General features: G+C 35.2%; 13 protein-coding genes. 2 read left to right on the top strand and 11 right to left on the bottom strand.

The features are described 5' to 3' along the window. Positions 1–134 precede the first annotated feature (134 nt). The 6 genes from LNQ34_RS02755 to LNQ34_RS02730 all read right to left on the bottom strand — a co-directional run bounded on the left by LNQ34_RS02755 (position 135) and on the right by LNQ34_RS02730 (position 7,012). Positions 135–938, bottom strand: a complete 804-nt coding sequence (locus LNQ34_RS02755) for an MbnP family protein (protein WP_229998596.1) — start codon at positions 936–938, stop codon at positions 135–137. Positions 939–1,218: 280 nt separating this feature from the next. Further along, positions 1,219–1,563 carry a hypothetical protein gene (locus tag LNQ34_RS02750; RefSeq protein ID WP_229998595.1) on the bottom strand — a complete coding sequence of 115 codons (345 nt, stop codon included), beginning with the start codon at positions 1,561–1,563 and terminating at the stop codon, positions 1,219–1,221. Between the two features lie 239 nt (positions 1,564–1,802). Next, complete coding sequence (gene secA, locus LNQ34_RS02745; protein WP_229998594.1) at positions 1,803–5,144, bottom strand: preprotein translocase subunit SecA; 3,342 nt, start codon at positions 5,142–5,144, stop codon at positions 1,803–1,805. Positions 5,145–5,231: 87 nt separating this feature from the next. Continuing rightward, positions 5,232–5,453, bottom strand: coding sequence for a DUF2795 domain-containing protein (locus tag LNQ34_RS02740; protein ID WP_007138072.1), 222 nt, complete (start codon positions 5,451–5,453; stop codon positions 5,232–5,234). A 214-nt stretch (positions 5,454–5,667) separates the two neighbouring features. Continuing rightward, positions 5,668–6,237 (bottom strand): cob(I)yrinic acid a,c-diamide adenosyltransferase, encoded by a 570-nt coding sequence (locus LNQ34_RS02735; protein WP_089076597.1) that lies wholly within the window; start codon positions 6,235–6,237, stop codon positions 5,668–5,670. Between the two features lie 70 nt (positions 6,238–6,307). After that, complete coding sequence (locus LNQ34_RS02730) at positions 6,308–7,012, bottom strand: ABC transporter ATP-binding protein (protein ID WP_017495157.1); 705 nt, start codon at positions 7,010–7,012, stop codon at positions 6,308–6,310. 302 nt (positions 7,013–7,314) lie between these two features. Here LNQ34_RS02730 and LNQ34_RS02725 point away from each other — a divergent pair, with 302 nt between their 5' ends. Next, positions 7,315–7,974, top strand: coding sequence for a DUF6565 domain-containing protein (locus LNQ34_RS02725; RefSeq protein ID WP_229998593.1), 660 nt, complete (start codon positions 7,315–7,317; stop codon positions 7,972–7,974). A gap of 75 nt (positions 7,975–8,049) precedes the next feature. Here the strand turns inward: LNQ34_RS02725 and LNQ34_RS02720 are convergent, their stop codons facing one another. The 5 genes from LNQ34_RS02720 to LNQ34_RS02700 all read right to left on the bottom strand — a co-directional run bounded on the left by LNQ34_RS02720 (position 8,050) and on the right by LNQ34_RS02700 (position 12,918). Next, positions 8,050–8,904, bottom strand: a complete 855-nt coding sequence (locus tag LNQ34_RS02720) for an alpha/beta hydrolase family protein (RefSeq protein ID WP_229998592.1) — start codon at positions 8,902–8,904, stop codon at positions 8,050–8,052. A gap of 50 nt (positions 8,905–8,954) precedes the next feature. Next, positions 8,955–9,746 (bottom strand): class I SAM-dependent methyltransferase, encoded by a 792-nt coding sequence (locus tag LNQ34_RS02715; protein WP_229998591.1) that lies wholly within the window; start codon positions 9,744–9,746, stop codon positions 8,955–8,957. A gap of 158 nt (positions 9,747–9,904) precedes the next feature. Beyond that, on the bottom strand, positions 9,905–10,363 hold the full coding sequence (locus tag LNQ34_RS02710; RefSeq protein ID WP_229998590.1) for an FKBP-type peptidyl-prolyl cis-trans isomerase: 459 nt from the start codon (positions 10,361–10,363) through the stop codon (positions 9,905–9,907). Positions 10,364–10,526: 163 nt separating this feature from the next. Next, positions 10,527–10,895, bottom strand: coding sequence for a four helix bundle protein (locus LNQ34_RS02705; protein ID WP_229998589.1), 369 nt, complete (start codon positions 10,893–10,895; stop codon positions 10,527–10,529). 160 nt (positions 10,896–11,055) lie between these two features. Next, on the bottom strand, positions 11,056–12,918 hold the full coding sequence (locus LNQ34_RS02700; protein WP_017495162.1) for an ABC-F family ATP-binding cassette domain-containing protein: 1,863 nt from the start codon (positions 12,916–12,918) through the stop codon (positions 11,056–11,058). 520 nt (positions 12,919–13,438) lie between these two features. On the opposite strand from LNQ34_RS02700, the gene LNQ34_RS02695 reads away from it, so the two are divergent. Then, positions 13,439–17,803, top strand: coding sequence for a PKD domain-containing protein (locus LNQ34_RS02695; RefSeq protein WP_229998588.1), 4,365 nt, complete (start codon positions 13,439–13,441; stop codon positions 17,801–17,803). The last annotated feature ends 5 nt before the right edge of the window (positions 17,804–17,808 follow it).

The raw sequence follows: 17,808 nt of genomic DNA, 5'->3' as shown, positions 1-17,808 counted from the left end.
CTTTGATTTGCAGAAGTATCTGTGTTTTTTTCCGTTACCAATATACTCTTGTGTCCATTTTAGCGGACACAAAAGATACGGTATAGTGGATTGTTTAGGTTTTGCCTAAAGGTTTGTACTTCTTAAAAAATAAATTAATCGTTGTGTACGTGGTCAATTCTAAACATTGTTGAAATGTTTTGAGTGATTAATGGCAGTTTTGCGCCACCCATAATCATGGCACCCATACCACCCATATTATTATCGGAAAGTTTGATTTTGTTCTGACCGTCAATTATTTTAGAAAGATCTGTTATAATATGAACAGCAGGAGTAATGTTAGAACGAACCAAAGCTTTTGTTGGAAAATCGACAGTTACTTCAGTATAGTTGTAATCTGTTCCTGTTTTTCCGGTATGGATCATAAATGGCGTAGCAGTTGTAACAGTCGATGAGGTAAAAGTACCTTCGAAAGCAAGAAATTTATATCCGGCAGCCCATGACCACATCATACCGGCAGCGTCTGCCTGTGCAAGAAAATCTCCCTGACCCGCAGCACCCAGTTTCCATTGCGCTTCGTCAACTCCGATTCCGAATTTTACTTTCACATAATCACCTGCGGGAACATCTGTTAGTTTAAATTGCTGACCGGCAGTGGTAGATTCGTCAGCAATAAAGTAGCTTTTGCTTTTGGGATAGGTAAAAGTCGTTCCGTCTGCTTTTGTGAAAACAACATTGCTCACGATATACTTCACAAGGTTGATTTTTAGTACTTCGTTGTTTGAAGTTATATTACCCTGTGTGTTTAAAATAAGATCGTTTGCACCATAAGCATTGTCGAATTTTAAAGTGATGTTTCCATTTCCTGAAACAGTTTCGTTATTGTCTTCGTTTGAACAGGAAAATAAAGATATAGATAGTGCTACAATAGCAAGGGCTTTGTATAAAGTATTTTTCATTTTAAGAATTTTATATAATTGTAATTTTAAATTTTTGGGTGCGAGCAAGCACATTTTTTATTGTTTTTTAGGTACAATAAAAAATCATTTCAATTGATAATGAAACGGGATTTAAAAAATTATATGACTGTCCTCAATGCACACCAAGGGTACTTTTTCGCCACTGATTTTGCAGATTTACATAGATTTTATACACAATTAATAAAGAAATCTGTGGAAATCATTCTAATCTGTGGCTAATTTTACCAGCTTGGTATTAGTCACGAATAGTCATAAAAAATTATATAAAATAGGAGGGAGGATGAAAAGTAGTAATAGAAACCGAAATAGGTTTTTCGTCTAAAGAAGCATAAATTTTTACTTTAGATTCTATAGGTGCTACTAATTTAAAATCGGCTGTGGTTGTATTTTGAATGTAAACGATCTCTGATTTTTCTTTCAGGTTGTTTTGCATTTTCTTTTCGTTGTCAGCGTATTTTTTTAAACTTTTCTGAAGTTCGCATCGACCGTTACAGGTGTTAAAAATTAATTTACGCTGCACACAAATCGTTTTTACGATCTCGTCCTGATTTAATTTGAAAGAGGTATAAACAACAAAACTGCCGAATGAGGGCACTAGGAGCATACAGGAAAGAAATATGGTAAATAACTTCTTCAAGAGTAGATTTCGTTGTTTCGAATGCAAAAATACACTATAATCGTTTTTTGAACGAACAAATGCTGTTTTTTTTTCAAAAAAATAAATCCGACACGTTTTTAAAACCTGTCGGATTTGATAATTGTTTTCGTAAATCGGATGATTTAAAAAGATAAACCCGACAGGTTTTTTGAAACCTGTCGGGTTAGCTTAATTAAAAGTCTTTATTATTTAACGATAACCCATTCGCCTGAGGCTACTAAAGATTCCGCTTTTTTAAATTTCATTGTTTCTGTTTTGCCGGTTGCAACTTCCTGAACAGTTACGGTATCATTACGATTGATTTTTGGCATATCTCTTACAATCGTTTCTGTAACCTGACGCTGTTGTGTTTCTCCGGCTTCACGGTTGATTTCCTCGCTGTTTACGATTTCGTCTTTGCTTAATTTGAAGTTTTCTTTTTGACGTACTTCTTTAGCTTCGTGAATTTCAGGAACGTTTTGAGCCGGTAAATCCCCTTTGAACAAGAATGAAATAACTTCTCTGTTAACGTTGTCTAACATTCCTCTGAACAAATTGAAAGCTTCTAATTTGTAAATAAGCAATGGATCTTTTTGCTCGTGAACGGCCAATTGAACTGATTGTTTCAATTCGTCCATTTTGCGTAAATGTTTTTTCCAGGCCTCATCAACGATAGAAAGAGTAATGTTTTTCTCGAAATCGGCAATTAACTGAGCTCCTTCGCTGTCGTATGCTTTTTTCAAGTCGGTTACCACATTCAGTGTTTTGATACCGTCTGTAAATGGAACTACGATACGCTCAAAATGATTGTTTGGCTCTTCGTAAACTCCTTTAATGATTGGGAAAGCTTCTCTGGCGCTTCTTTCTGTTTTTTCAGTATAGAAAGTCAAAGTCTCTTTGTATATTTTTCCTGTAATTTCGATGTCTGATAATTTCGTAAAATCAGCTTCAGAAATTGGAGAAGTGATAGAGAAATAACGGATCAGATCAAATTCGAAAGTTTTGAAATCATTAGCTGCTTTATTTTGACTTACGATTAGCTCACAAGTATCGTAAAGCATGTTTGCGATATCCAGTTTCAAACGCTCACCAAACAAAGCATGACGACGACGTTTGTATACTACTTCACGTTGAGAGTTCATTACGTCATCATATTCTAATAAACGTTTACGAACACCAAAGTTATTTTCTTCTACTTTTTTCTGTGCACGCTCGATAGATTTCGTCATCATAGAATGCTGAATTACTTCGCCTTCCTGAAGTCCCATTCTGTCCATCACTTTGGCTACTCTTTCAGAACCAAATAAACGCATTAAGTTGTCTTCAAGTGAAACATAAAACTGAGAACTTCCCGGATCTCCCTGACGTCCTGCACGACCACGTAACTGTCTGTCTACACGACGAGAGTCATGACGCTCTGTACCCACGATGGCTAAACCTCCGGCAGCTTTTACCTCTGGAGTTAATTTAATATCGGTACCACGACCAGCCATGTTGGTTGCAATCGTTACTACTCCGGCTTTTCCTGCTTCTTCTACAATTTGTGCCTCTTGTTTGTGCATTTTAGCATTCAAAACGTTATGTGTAACGCCTCTCATTTTCAACATACGGCTTAATAACTCTGAAATCTCTACAGAAGTTGTTCCAATAAGAACAGGTCTTCCTGCATTTGATAATTCAGTTACGTCTTCAATTACAGCATTGAATTTTTCACGTGTTGTTTTGTAGATATAGTCTTCTTTATCTTGTCTCGCAATCGGACGGTTGGTTGGAATTTCAACAACGTCTAATTTGTAAATCTGCCATAACTCGCCAGCTTCTGTAACAGCTGTACCGGTCATACCACCTAATTTACTGTACATTCTGAAATAATTCTGTAATGTAACAGTTGCAAAAGTTTGTGTAGCAGCTTCGATTTTTACATTTTCTTTAGCTTCGATCGCCTGGTGTAAACCGTCAGAATAACGACGGCCATCCATGATACGGCCAGTTTGCTCATCGACAATCATAATTTTGTTGTCCATGATCACATATTCTACATCTTTCTCGAAAAGAGCGTAGGCTTTTAAAAGTTGAGTTAGAGTATGAATACGCTCGCTTTTTACTCCAAAATCCTGGAATAATCTTTCTTTCGCTTCTGCTTCACCATCTTTGTCTAGTTTTTGCTTTTCGATAGCGGCAATTTCAGTTCCGATATCCGGAAGTACGAAAAAGTCAGGATCAGTATCTCCTGAAAGATATTGGATACCATTATCTGTCAATTCAACCTGATTGTTTTTTTCTTCAATTACAAAATACAAAGCTTCATCCACTTTATGCATTTCGCGATTGTTGTCCTGCATGTATTGATTTTCGGTTTTTTGAAGCAATTGTTTGATTCCTTCTTCACTCAAAAATTTAATTAATGCTTTATTTTTAGGTAAACTTCTGTAAGCTCTTAACAATAAGAATCCACCTTCTTTAGTATTTCCTTCTTTGATTAATTTTTTTGCTTCTGCTAAGAAACCGTTTGCCAACTGACGTTGTTGTGCTACTAAGTTTTCGATTTTTGGTTTCAGCTCATTAAATTCATGACGGTCTCCCTGAGGTACCGGTCCTGAAATAATAAGTGGTGTTCTGGCGTCATCAATCAATACAGAATCGACCTCATCGACAATAGCATAGTTGTGTTTTCTTTGTACTAAATCGCTTGGCGAATGTGCCATGTTATCTCTTAAATAGTCAAAACCAAATTCGTTATTGGTTCCGTAAGTGATATCGGCGTCGTATGCTTTCTTTCTTTGTTCCGTACTTGGCTGGTGATTATCGATACAATCAACAGTTAAACCATGGAATTCAAATAAAGGTGCTTTCCATGTACTATCACGTTTGGCAAGGTAATCATTCACGGTTACTAAGTGAACTCCGTTCCCGGTCAAGGCATTTAAGTATAATGGAAGTGTAGCAACTAAAGTTTTACCTTCCCCTGTTTGCATCTCGGCAACTTTACCTTCGTGCAACACCATACCGCCAATTAACTGAACATCGTAGTGAATCATATCCCAGGTGATGTCTTTTCCGGCAGCATTCCATTTGTTAGCCCAGACAGATTTTTCGCCATCTATAACAACGTATGGTTTTGTTGCCGAAAATTCGCGGTCTTTTGCAGTTGAGGTAACTTCAATATGAGAATTTTCTTTGAAACGTCTTGCAGTTTCTTTTACTACAGAGAAAGCTTCAGGAAGGATTTCCAATAAAATTTTTTCTGAGATTTCGTAAGCTTCTTTTTCAAGAGTATCAATCGCATCATAAAGATCTTCTCTTTTGTCGATGTCTTCGATGTTTTCTACTTCTGCTTTAAGCGAAGCAATTTTAGCATCTTTATCAGCTCTGGCTTCTTTTATTCTTTCCTTAAAAAATACAGTTCTGGCCCTTAATTCGTCGTGAGACAAGCTCATTAGGCTGGTTTCGAATGTTTTAATTTTGTTTAAGTAAGGCTGTAAAGCTTTGACATCTTTCTGTGATTTATCACCTACAAAGACTTTAATAATACTGTTTATGAAACTCATGATTTATTGTATTTCTATTTTATGTAAATGTGTATTTGAACCAAAAAAAAAGCCTCGGTGATGAGACTTTTTCCTTTGGTTTATTTTTTAATATTCATCCTCATTCCAAAGATAATCTTCGTCTGTTGGATAATCAGGCCAAATTTCTTCCATTGATTCATATATCTCGCCTTCGTCTTCAATCGACTGAAGGTTTTCTACCACTTCTAATGGAGCACCAGCTCTAATAGCGTAGTCAATAAGTTCATCTTTGTTAGCAGGCCATGGCGCATCACTTAAATAAGATGCTAATTCTAATGTCCAATACATCTGTTATCTGTTTAGTTTTGTGCAAAAATAAATTTTTTACTGAAAAAGACAAGTAAAATTTGATTTATTTTAATAAAATTTAAGAACGTCTTTGTTAGTTATCAGTTTCCGGTCACAGTTGACAGTGAGTACTGAGAGCTGAAAACTGTGATTGAATTACTTTTTTTAGTAATTCGCTTTTCAATGGAATACTGTGACTGCGACTGTAAACTGTTTACTTTCTGGGAATCCATTTCACTTCCTCCGCGTTTAAATCTGAGGACAACTTCCGTGCCAAGACAAAAAGGTAGTCAGAAAGTCGGTTTAAGTATCGAATTGCGATTTCAGGAACAGCTTCATTATGGCTTAAATGTACTGCCAAACGCTCGGCGCGACGACAAATACAACGTGCTATATGACAATGTGACACAGTAGGATGTCCTCCAGGTAAAACAAAATGAGTCATTTGTGGAAGACTTTCTTCCATTTGATCAATTTCATTCTCTAATAATTCGATATCGGTATCGATAATTCCAAGGTTTTTTAGACGAAGTTCCCCATTTTTAAGAACCTCTTTTTCTGCCGGAGTAGCCAAAATGGCACCAACGGTAAACAGACGATCCTGAATTTCAATTAAAATAGTTTTATAATGTGCATCCATTTCCTGATCACGAATAAGCCCTATATAAGAGTTTAGTTCGTCTACAGTACCGTAACTGTCAATTCGGATATGGTCTTTGGGAACACGGTCACCGCCAAACAGAGCAGTAGTTCCTTTGTCTCCTGTTTTTGTATATACTTTCATTTTTTTTTTGAGGTGCTAAGATTCTAAGGTGCAAAGGTTCAAAGGCTTTTCTTTGCGATTAAACGGTTAATCAACTAAACGATTTAACTTCTTTTTGGGTGTCACTTTCGATTAATCCGTCTCTTAAGCGTATTACACGATGTGCATAGGCTGCAATGTCTTCCTCGTGTGTTACCAGAATTACGGTGTTTCCCTGTTCGTGAATGTCGCCAAAGAGTTTCATGATCTCCACAGAAGTTTTACTGTCTAAGTTTCCGGTTGGCTCATCGGCAAGAATAATAGAGGGTTTATTGACCAAAGCTCGTGCAATGGCAACACGCTGACGCTGTCCTCCTGATAGCTGGTTGGGCTGATGGTCCATTCGGTCGGCAAGATTTACCTGCTTTAAAACTTCTTCGGCTCTTTTAACACGTTCTGTTTTGGAGTAACCGGCATAAATCATAGGCAAGGCAACATTGTCTAAGGCTGTAGTTCTAGGCAGCAGATTGAAGGTCTGAAATACAAAACCAATTTCTTTGTTTCGAATTTCAGCCAGTTCATCATCACGCATTTGACTGACATCTTTTCCATTCAATACGTATTGTCCGGAAGTTGGCGTATCCAAACAACCCAGTAAATTCATTAAAGTTGATTTTCCGGATCCGGATGGGCCCATTAAAGCCACATATTCTCCTTTGTTGATTTGCAGGTCGATTCCTTTTAAAACATAAACAATTTCATTACCCAGAACGAAATCTCGTTTGATGTTGGTTATTTTAATTAATGGATTTGCCATTTCGATTTACAATTTTGGATTTAAATGTACAAAAGACTTTTCAATAAAAGTATGAGTAGTCGAGATTTGGTTTTTGTTACAAATTGTCTTTTGTTTTTATTCATCTGAAAATAATCAAAAAACATATCTTTTTTCGACAGAAGAGCGTTATGTTGTTTTTGGTAAATTTTACATAATTAACATCGAATTTTGTATTTTATAGTTTTAATATGTTTTTAAGGTTTAAAAGATGATAATTGTGTAATTTTTTAGGTTAGGTTTTAGGTAGATTTGTTAAGATAGTAACTAAAACAACTAAGATTATGAAAAATATATCATTATTATCCGGAATTGCGGTAATCGCATTAGGTTTTGTATCCTGTAAAGATGAAAAACAAGAACAGGCCGAAAAAACAATCGATTCTTATGTTGCCTATGTCGATTCTGTTAAAAATGTTAAGGCTGATGATTTAAAGGCTGATTGGAAAGCGGTTGAAGCCGAGTATGAAAAAAGAGCTACGAATGCTCAACTGGCACTTGCTGATATTAAAGAAAATAATGCCGCGACAGAGAAAATAAATACGAGTAAGATCAAATACGAAGAATTTAGAAATAATATGGTGACTATTCTTGCTCCTCCGGCCCCAAGTCCAAAACAGCAATTGCGTAATGCTTTATTTGGTGAAGGAAAAATTGGAGAAGATATGAGTTTTGCCTGGGTGAATGCTAAAAACATTCATAGTGTCTACCAACAGTTTGTGCATACGGTAGAAAAAAATAAAGACAGTTACTCCCGTGAAGACTGGGACGAAATTAAATTGATGTATGAAGCACTTGACAGCCGAAAAAATACAGTAGAAAAAGAAGGCTTAACAGGCGAAGACAATCGTAAAATTGCCGGTTTGAAATTAAAATTTGCGCCAATGTATACTTTAAACAGAATGGGGGCGAAGTCTGAAGAAACGGCAGCGGCTAAGAAGTAAGTTTTAAAATTTTGAATTAGTAAAAAGATGGCAGCCAGAAATGGTTGCCATTTTTTTTATCTACTATTTTGTAAATTATTGAGATTGAAATCTTTTTAAATCTTCTAAAAAAATAGGCCAGATCGTATCTTTAAACTGACTTCTGAAAAAACCGAAATGACCTATGTCTTTTACGCCAAATTCTTCTGCTTTTAAATGAATTCTGCTTACTTCAGATTTTTTAAATTTGGAAGCAATCCAATCAATTGCCGATACAGTGGCATAAAAATCGTTGTCGATACTATAGGATTTAATGCTGCAGTTTATTTTATCGTAATGTTCTTTTGCATTTTCGATGCAGTCAAAATGGTAGTTGGGTTTCTTGCACCATTTGGCCCATTCAATCGCCATTCCTTTTGGTAGATCTTCCATTCGGGTGAAGTGACTGGAAGGGAGGTAATTGAAGATTTTAGTAAGAGACGGTATAATTGCATACCACAAAAACTGCATTTTTAATCGGTCAAATCCTTTCCAGTGTATCCAGCTTCCGGATTGTGATGCCACCATTATAACGCCGTCAAATAAATTATTCGAAGGAACTAAGCCAATAAGCTGACCGCCAATACTATGTGTTATGATGAATAATTTGCTGTTTGGAGTTTTATTTTTGACATATTTAACTACACTTTCAAAGTCGTTTTGTGCCCAATTTGAAGCTGTTGTAGAAAACTTAGAAAGAGGTTGAAGTTTAGAATCGCCAATTCCGCCATAGTCAAAAGTAAAAACAGAGTAATTGTTTTTAGATAAAAACTTTGAAAAATTCTGATAATAATTTTGCTTGACTCCTGTGGCAGAAGCAATAATAACACAATTGGCATTTGGATTGTCTGAAAGGAATTCAGTTACGGCTATAGAGTATTCTAAAGGGGTATCAATTTTGATTGCATTCATATAAACTTCGTATAGTAACAAATGTAATAAAAATTGTATACTGAAATTTGTCAAACGCGAATCACAAAATGTTCTTTTTCCTGTTCGTATCTAAAAAATACAAATCCCCATTGAAAAGTGTCTATAGTGACTTTTACTTTTGGATGATTTTGGATGATTCCCCAGGCTTCTTCCATTTCTTCTGACCAATGAATGTCGTCAAAGATCCAAACCGAATCATTATTGATTGTTGGTAATAAAAGCTCAAAATATTCCAGAGTTGCTTTTTTAGAATGATTACCGTCGAAATAGATTAAATCGAAGTTTTGAGCCTCCGTATTCAGTCTCCGTTGAATATCCTGAAGATAGTTTTCAAATTCTGTTACAATTGAATTTACATTCAAACAATCAAATTCCGTAAATTGATTTTGGGCAACATTTGCTGTATTTGGACAACCTTCTAATGTAATAACTTTTGCTTTTGGATTCCCTAAAGCCAAAGCTGCAGTTGCCAAACCTAATGATGTTCCAATTTCTAAAACATTCTTAGGCTGAAAATAATTGGTTACGCGAAATAACAATTCAGCTCGTTTTGGAGAGATTCCGGCTGTTGAAGCAATTTTTGAGATTTGCCTGTTGTTGGATTTAAAAATTTTTGAACCCGCTCCAAAATCGGTTACTTCAATGAAGTTTTTATTTTCTAAAAGTGATTTTCGATATTTTTTTAGAATTAAATATTCCGGTTTTGGTTTCCTGTCGTAAAAACATTTCGTCAATAGATGGAATACAAACGGAGAATGAACAGCATGCTCGTTTTTAGAGTTCCAAAGAAATTTGAGATATGATTTTATTGTATGTAGCATTTTTTTGTTTCGCAGAGATTCACAGAGAAATGCAAAGATTCGCAAAAAAAATTTCTGCAGCTCGCTTTTTTTGCGAATCTCTGTGTATTTGTTTGAGTATTTGATTCTAAATTAAAGCCCTTAATTGATCTTTGTAGAATCATTTTGTTAATTGAAGCTTATTTGTTTACCTTGATTAATTTAACATCAAAAATAAGTACTGAGCCTCCGGGGATTTTATTATTTCCTTTGCTGCCATAGCCCAAATGCGAAGGAACAAGAAGAATCCCACTTCCACCGGTTTTAAAATAAGGAATGCCTTCTGTCCATCCTTTTACCACTTCATCTAAATAGAACGAAATTCCATCTGAATTACTTTGATCGAATACCGTTCCATTGGTAAAAGAGCCTCTGTAAGCTACAGTTACATTAGATTTTGCCGTTGGCTGAATTCCTGTTCCCGGAACATCAATAACGTAGTAAAGTCCTGTGCTGGTTCTTTGTGCAGTTAGTTTATTTTTTGCAATATAATCCGTAATTTCTTTTTCGTTTTGAGCGGTGTAATCCTTTTCTTTTTCATCTTTTGAACAAGAAATAAAAAGCATTACGGCAAATAGTGAAGCTAATAATTTTTTCATTGTGGTGTTTTTTTAAGGGTATAAATATAATGAATTGGTTCGCAGTCACAGTATTCAGTCACAGTATTCAGTCTCGGTGTTCAGACTCAGTTTACAGTCATAATGTTCAGTCACAGTTTTCATTATTCAGTTGCAACTGTTGACTGCGACTGTAAACTGCAAACTAAATCGAGCACCCAAATTTCTCAGGATTTTTTATCATGTAATTAATGAGCTTTCCAATTTCTCTAGTTTTGACGTTAAGTTCGTTAAAAGTTTTTTGATTAATGTAATCGCATCTAAGTGAAAACTCCAGCCAGACGTTAGTTTCCGAATTCTCAGCATCACTGTCAGTCAATTTACTTATAAAATGATTTACATATCTTCTTTTTCGGTATGATTCAGCAATATTAGCCGAAACACTCCTTGAAGAACGTCTAATTTGATCGGTCAGAGAATATTTTTCCTCTTTAGGAAATGTTTTTGAAAGATCAAATATTTGCATCGCCAGTTCAAATGATTTTTGATATGCTAATAGTTCTTTAAAGTCCATAATGTAGTTGTAATTTTTTACATAAAGACAATAAATATATTAAAATTATTCTTACAAAAAAAACATCTTTCAAACAAAAACGACACCTGTGATTGAAAACCGAGACTGCAACCTGTAACTACGAACTGAGACTGAAAACCGAGACTGAAAACTAAAATAACTATCCCTCAATCTTAGCTGAAAGCTCGAACCAACGTTCTTCTTTCTGATCTATTTTGTTGATGATGTTTTGTAATTCGTTTGCCTTTTTCTCGATATCAGCATCGGCAACTTTTCCGTCAGAGAATAATTGTTCGATTTTAGTCTTTTCGATTTCTAAATCTTTGATTTCTCTTTCCAGTTTCTGATATTCTTTCTGCTCGTTGAAACTTAGATTTCCGGTTGGATTGTTTTGCTTCCAGTCTTTCTTTTCGGCCTTGTTCTCTTCTTTCTGAGCCACATCGGCACTGTCTTCGTAGGCTCTGAAATCAGAGTAGTTTCCGGGGAAATTTTCGATTTCGCCCTGTCCTCTGAAAACAAATAAATGATCGACAATTTTATCCATGAAATAACGGTCGTGCGAAACTACCAGTAAACATCCCGGATAATCTAAAAGGAAACTTTCTAAAACGTTTAGCGTTACAATATCTAAATCGTTTGTAGGCTCATCTAAAATTAAAAAGTTAGGATTCTGAATCAGAACCGTACATAAATACAAACGTTTTAATTCTCCACCACTTAATTTGTCAACGTAATCATATTGTTTTTTGGCGTCAAAAAGAAAACGCTCCAATAATTGTGAAGCCGATATAATTTTGCCTTTGGCTAACGGAATATATTCTCCGTATTCTTTAATAATATCGATAACTCTTTGTCCCGGTTTCGGATTGATTCCGCTTTGCGTGTAATAACCAATTTTGATGGTGTCGCCTTTTACAACTCGTCCACTGTCCGGTGGGATCGTTCCTGTAAGAAGGTTTAGAAAAGTAGATTTTCCGGTTCCGTTTTTACCAATAATTCCAATTCTCTCGCCACGCTGAAAATCAAAACTAAAATGATCGAGTATAACTTTGTCTTTGAATTTTTTAGAAAGTTTGTGAAGCTCAATAATTTTGCTTCCCATACGTTCCATATTAATTTCAAGTTCTACTTTATTTTCTTTACGACGGCTTTGTGCCTTTTCTTTGATCACGTAAAAGTCATCCTGACGGGATTTTGACTTTGTAGTTCTTGCCTTAGGCTGACGGCGCATCCATTCCAATTCTTTAACGAATAAGTTTTTGGCCTTGTCAACACTGGCATTTTCAGAAGTAATTCGCTCCTCTTTTTTCTCTAAATAGTAAGAGTAATTTCCTTTGTATTGGTATAATTTTCCGTTATCAAGTTCGATAATTTCGTTACAAACACGCTCTAAAAAGAAACGGTCGTGCGTTACCATAAAAAGGGTAATGTTTTCTTTGGCAAAATAACTTTCCAGCCATTCGATCATTTCTAAATCAAGGTGGTTGGTTGGCTCATCCAGAATCAATAAATCAGGGCGATTGATCAAAATGATCGCCAATGAAAGACGTTTCTTTTGTCCTCCTGAAAGATTTTTTACTTTCAGTTTAAAATCCTCCAGTTTTAGTTTGAATAAAATCTGCTTGTATTGTGTTTCAAAATCCCAGGCATTGTGCTGATCCATTCCGTCAAAAGCTTTTTGGTAAGCTTCTTCGTCATTTGGGTTCTCTAATGCTTTTTCATAAGCTTCAATAATCTTAAGCGTTTCATTATCGGAAGCAAAAATGCTTTCTTCGATAGTTAATTCGTCCTGTAGGTTATTGTCCTGAGAAAGAAAAGCCATTCGAATGCCTTTTCTCAGAACGACCTGCCCTGTATCCGGTTCGTCCAAACCATTGATAATGCTCATAATGGTCGTTTTTCCGGAACCATTTTTTGCGATGAAGGCAATTTTTTGATCTTTATTGATTCCAAAAGAGATGTTTTCGAATAAGGTTTTTTCGCCAAATGATTTGGATATGTTTTCTACAGATAGGTAATTCATGTTGTAAAAGTGCCTAAAACAAGGCTTTTTTATTTATTAAAAATTTTAACGAGGTCTCTAATTAGATCTCTAAATTTTTAATAGGAATTTAATTTTGACGGTGCAAAGATACCTTTTTGGATCAAACAAAAAAATAGCTTAAAAATAGTGTTCGAACATAAAAGATGCAGCAACTTTAAATGTCAAAGCTTTTGAATAGATTCTCTTTGTTAGAAATACGATAGACAATTGTTAGTCGCTGGTATTGAATAAAGTGGAATTACCGTATTCTGGTTCAGTTGAAAAATACCCTTTACTCTTTTACATCCAACGGTTTTTTTAAGACTTCTATTTATCCAGTTATGTCTTAAAAGATGTCGATTATTACACTCAAAGACCGGTTATTGCATCTAAAAAAATAAATAAGGGTGTTCTTGTTAATTTTGATTTTATGAATGGCTGCTTTGGTTTTTTTAATGACAAGATAAAATGCTAATTATGAGCTTAATTATATTTCTCTAATCAAATAATCAAAAAAATAATGAAAAAACTTTATTTTTTAATGCTATATTTTTCATTAGCTATTACTTCTTTTGGTTATAGTTTTACGAATAGTATTGCTACTAATACTGCTCTTTCAGAAAGGAATTGTAATTCTCTTTCAGTACCTCCCGGCGTCGATTTTAGCTTCACCAATGACAACTCTTGTTCAGGTACCCTTATTACATTTATTTCAGCTGTTAACGGTAATGGTCCTTTTCAATATTCTTGGAATTTTGGAGATGGAAAAACTTCAACCAGCAGTAATCCCTCTCATACTTTTGAAGCGTTAGGTTGCGGGACTCAAAATTTTACCATAAAATTGACTGTTACTGATGTCAATGGTGAAGCAAGCACTATTGCAAAAACGATTACAGTAAAACAGAAACCAAATCTAAGATTCATAAACTTAGATAACTCAGGAACATCTTTTGAAAAATGTGGAGATAGCCAGAATCCCAAATACACTATTAATGTTGGCAATATATCTAATTCAGTATCATGCATTAAATCCTATGATGTGGATTGGGGAGACGGAAGTTTAGAAAACAATATTACTTTTCCTAAAACGCATGCCTATTTAAAATTAGGATCTTATAAGATGGTGATTACCGGAGTGGGAGCTAATGGCTGTAATAATTCTGTTACCTATATAGTCAATAATTCGACCAGTCCAAAGGGAGCTCTTATAACTCCGGGTAATACTACTAATTTATGTCTTCCGGTTGATACAATGGAATTCGAAATAGTTTCATGGGGTTCTAATCCATCAGATACACAATATGAAATTAATTTTGGGGACGGTACCATTGAGACTTACAGTCAAAAAGACATGGAGAGTTCCATACAATATAATTCTACGAACCCTTCGGCTTCTCTAAACTTTCCTGTATTACATCAATTCACAAAGGCAAATTGCCCCTTAGGAAATACGATCAACTTAAATATAATAACAACATGCGGACGCAGTACTTTTACAGTAGGTCCTGTTATTATATTAGATGTTCCTAAAGTAGACTTTGCCGTTAATGCTATCTTATGTTCTAATACACCTATAATATTTATCAATAAATCTAGTGCAGGATATGGTAATAATTGCGGTGCTGCAGGTGTTTACACCTGGGATTTTGGAGACGGAAACATATCAAATGAAGGTAGTCCAGAACATATATATTCAACACCGGGCACTTATACCATTAAATTAACAGCAAGAACACCTTGCGGTGCCGGTAATGAAGTTACAAAAACAGTTTGTGTTGAACCGGTACTGCAACCTCAATTTACTTACAGTAATGCATGTGTTTTAAAAGATGTTATTATTACAAATAATACAGATGCAAGTCAGGGATGTAGTATTGAAAGTTATAATTGGGAAGTTATCAGATATAGTGAAGAATTTTGTGGGGGATCAGCAGCATGGAATTTTGTAAACGGAACCAATGCTTCGTCTAAGAATCCGGTTTTTAATTTTGCAAATCCGGGAACATACTATGTAAAGCTAACTACTAGGAACGCATGTGGAATTTTCCAGTCTGTAACAGAAATGATACAAGTAAAAAAACCTCCTGTCATTACGCTGAATCCTATTCCTGATTACTGTAACTCTATATCTATTAATCCCGTTGCGACTGTAGATCAAAATTGTTCTCCGGGTTCAGAAATCAGCTATCTCTGGAGTTTCCCCGGAGCCACACCTTCTTCATCTACCTCACTTAATCCCGGGGCAGTAAATTATGCCAACAGTGGTAATTATACCGTTACATTTAGTGTAACCAACAGTTGTGGGACTACTACAAAAACAGTTCCTTTTTCGGTAGCTTTAACCCTTAAGCCTATTATAAGTTCAAAGACAGTAAAGGTATGCAGCAAAAACACCTTTCAGGTTACACCCGTCACCAACACAACAGAGAATGTACCAATAGGGACTACTTATGTATGGTCTGAACCTATAATTTCTCCTGCCGGATCTGTAAGTGGTGCAAGTGCACAATCCTCGCCAAAAGACAATATTAGTCAGACTTTAGTAAGTAATATAGACAGTCCGGCAACAGTGACTTATACAGTAACACCTATGTCAAAGGCCTGTACCGGAGCAAATTTTACAATAACAGTTACAGTCGATCCATTAATAGAAGTAATCGAAACGGTAAAAAAAAGTACCTGTTTTGGGGCAAATAACGGTTCTATTGATCTGATTGTAAACGCAGGTATTCCTTTTATAAACGTAAATCCGTATGCATTTCTATGGACAGGCCCTGATGGTTTTACAAGTACTAATGAAGATATTTCGGGCTTAAAACCCGGTGACTATGTTTTAAACGTAACTGACAATGGTAATTGCCCCTTCACAAAGATTTACAACGTTGCTGAGCCGGAATTATTTCAATTTTCGGCAATTAAAAATGATATAAGCTGTTTTGGTTTAAATGATGGAAATATCAGGCTATCGGTTAAAGGAGGAACACAACCTTACACCTATGAGTGGAAAAAAAACGGAAATCCTTATCCAGAAACTGTTGAATATATAGATAATCTCAAACCTGGAACATATGATGTGATAATTACAGAAGTAAACAATTGTAACCTACTTAAAGGAACTTATACAATCGAAGAGCCTCCAGTATTAAAAGTAAATCTGACCAAACAAATGAATATTTTTTGTTATGGATATTCTACAGGTGAAATCGAAATAAATACAGTTGGAGGAAGACCTATCGAAACATCTTCGGGAGTCTTTGATTACAATTATAGCTGGACAGGTCCAAATGGCTTTACAAGTAATCTTCAAAATTTGAAAAATTTAGCTGTAGGGACTTATAATTTGATTGTTACAGATAAATCAGGTTGTACAGATCATTTGCAAGTCATATTAACCCAAAATGCAGAAATCGTTTTTAATTACACTAAATCCGAAATATCGTGTTTTAATTCTGCAAATGCTTCTGTTAGTATTGACAATATAAAAGGAGGAGTTCCTTTCACTACCGGAGATCCCTACAGTGTAAAATGGAGTAATTTGGGTACCGGACTTACACAAAATAATTTATCAGCAGGATCTTATACCATTACAATTACAGATTCATTGGGCTGTTCAAAAGAATCATCATTGATCATAGAAAATGCCCCTGTTTTTAGTATAAAACCGGATATTAAAGACATTTCCTGTTTTGGTGCAAAGGATGGTTATATCCACTTAAATCTTTTAGGAGGTAAAGCGCCAATTACTTTAGTTTGGGATGATAATCCATCGGCCGGAATAGAACGGAATAATATTGGACCGGGAAAATATAGCGTGACAATTACAGATTCTAAATCATGTGTAATAAAAGAAACCTTTACTATTTCAGAACCTTCATTATTGAAACTAAATGCAGATGTTTCGAACCCGTTAGATTGTGCAGATGCCAATACAGGCGTTATTAATTTAATTGTAACGGGAGGGAAAGCTCCATTTACATACGAGTGGTCCAATGGTGCCAAAACCGAAGATTTAAATAAAATTCCGCCGGGAACCTATCAGGTAACCGTTACTGATGTAAATGGCTGTAAAAAATCCGGCGAGTGGAAAATTACCCGATTTGAAGAGCTAACACCTACTATCGAAGTTAAAACAGATCTTAATTGCGAAACCAAGTATATAAATCAAACCTATATCGGACATGTAAAAGGAGGGGTTCCTCCATATAGATTAAGTTGGTCTGATGGAATTGTCACAGGAGATAACAATGAAATAATGAATACAAATAAAGAAGGACTGATTACGTTTAGTGTGACTGACAGTTTTGGTTGTACAGCTACTATTCCTTACAATGTTAAAAAAACTGTTTTGGGTATAGCCAATTATACTACTGGTTCATATACTAAAGATGTTTATGATACATATTCTGTTTATGACCCAATTTTATTCACAAATTTAGCTACGGGAGATTTTATAAATACATCTTGGGAGTTTGGGGATGGTAATTTTTCTAATGAAGTAAATCCAAAACACATTTATACAAGAGAAGGGACGCATGCTGTTACACAGACAGTTACTTATTCTTTTGGATGTCAGTACAAATATACATCCACATTGATCATCACAAAAGGATATAGTATAATGATGCCGAATTCCTTTACTCCAAACAATGACGGTTACAATGATATATTTACACCCGTATTTACTGGCTTAGAGGATATTAGTCTGATTATTTTTGATAACTGGGGAGGTGTTGTCTATACTGAAACAGGAAAAAATATTAGTGGATGGAACGGGAAGATAAAAGATGTGGATGCTCAGAGCGGGAATTATTATTTTATGCTCACCGGAAAAACTTTTTACAATCATACGGTAACCGAAAAAGGAGCATTTACACTAATTAAATAAAGTAC

The organism is Flavobacterium lipolyticum (assembly GCF_020905335.1).
Classification (GTDB): Bacteria; Bacteroidota; Bacteroidia; order Flavobacteriales; family Flavobacteriaceae; genus Flavobacterium; species Flavobacterium lipolyticum.
This window is presented reverse-complemented; position numbering and strand designations above follow the sequence as displayed.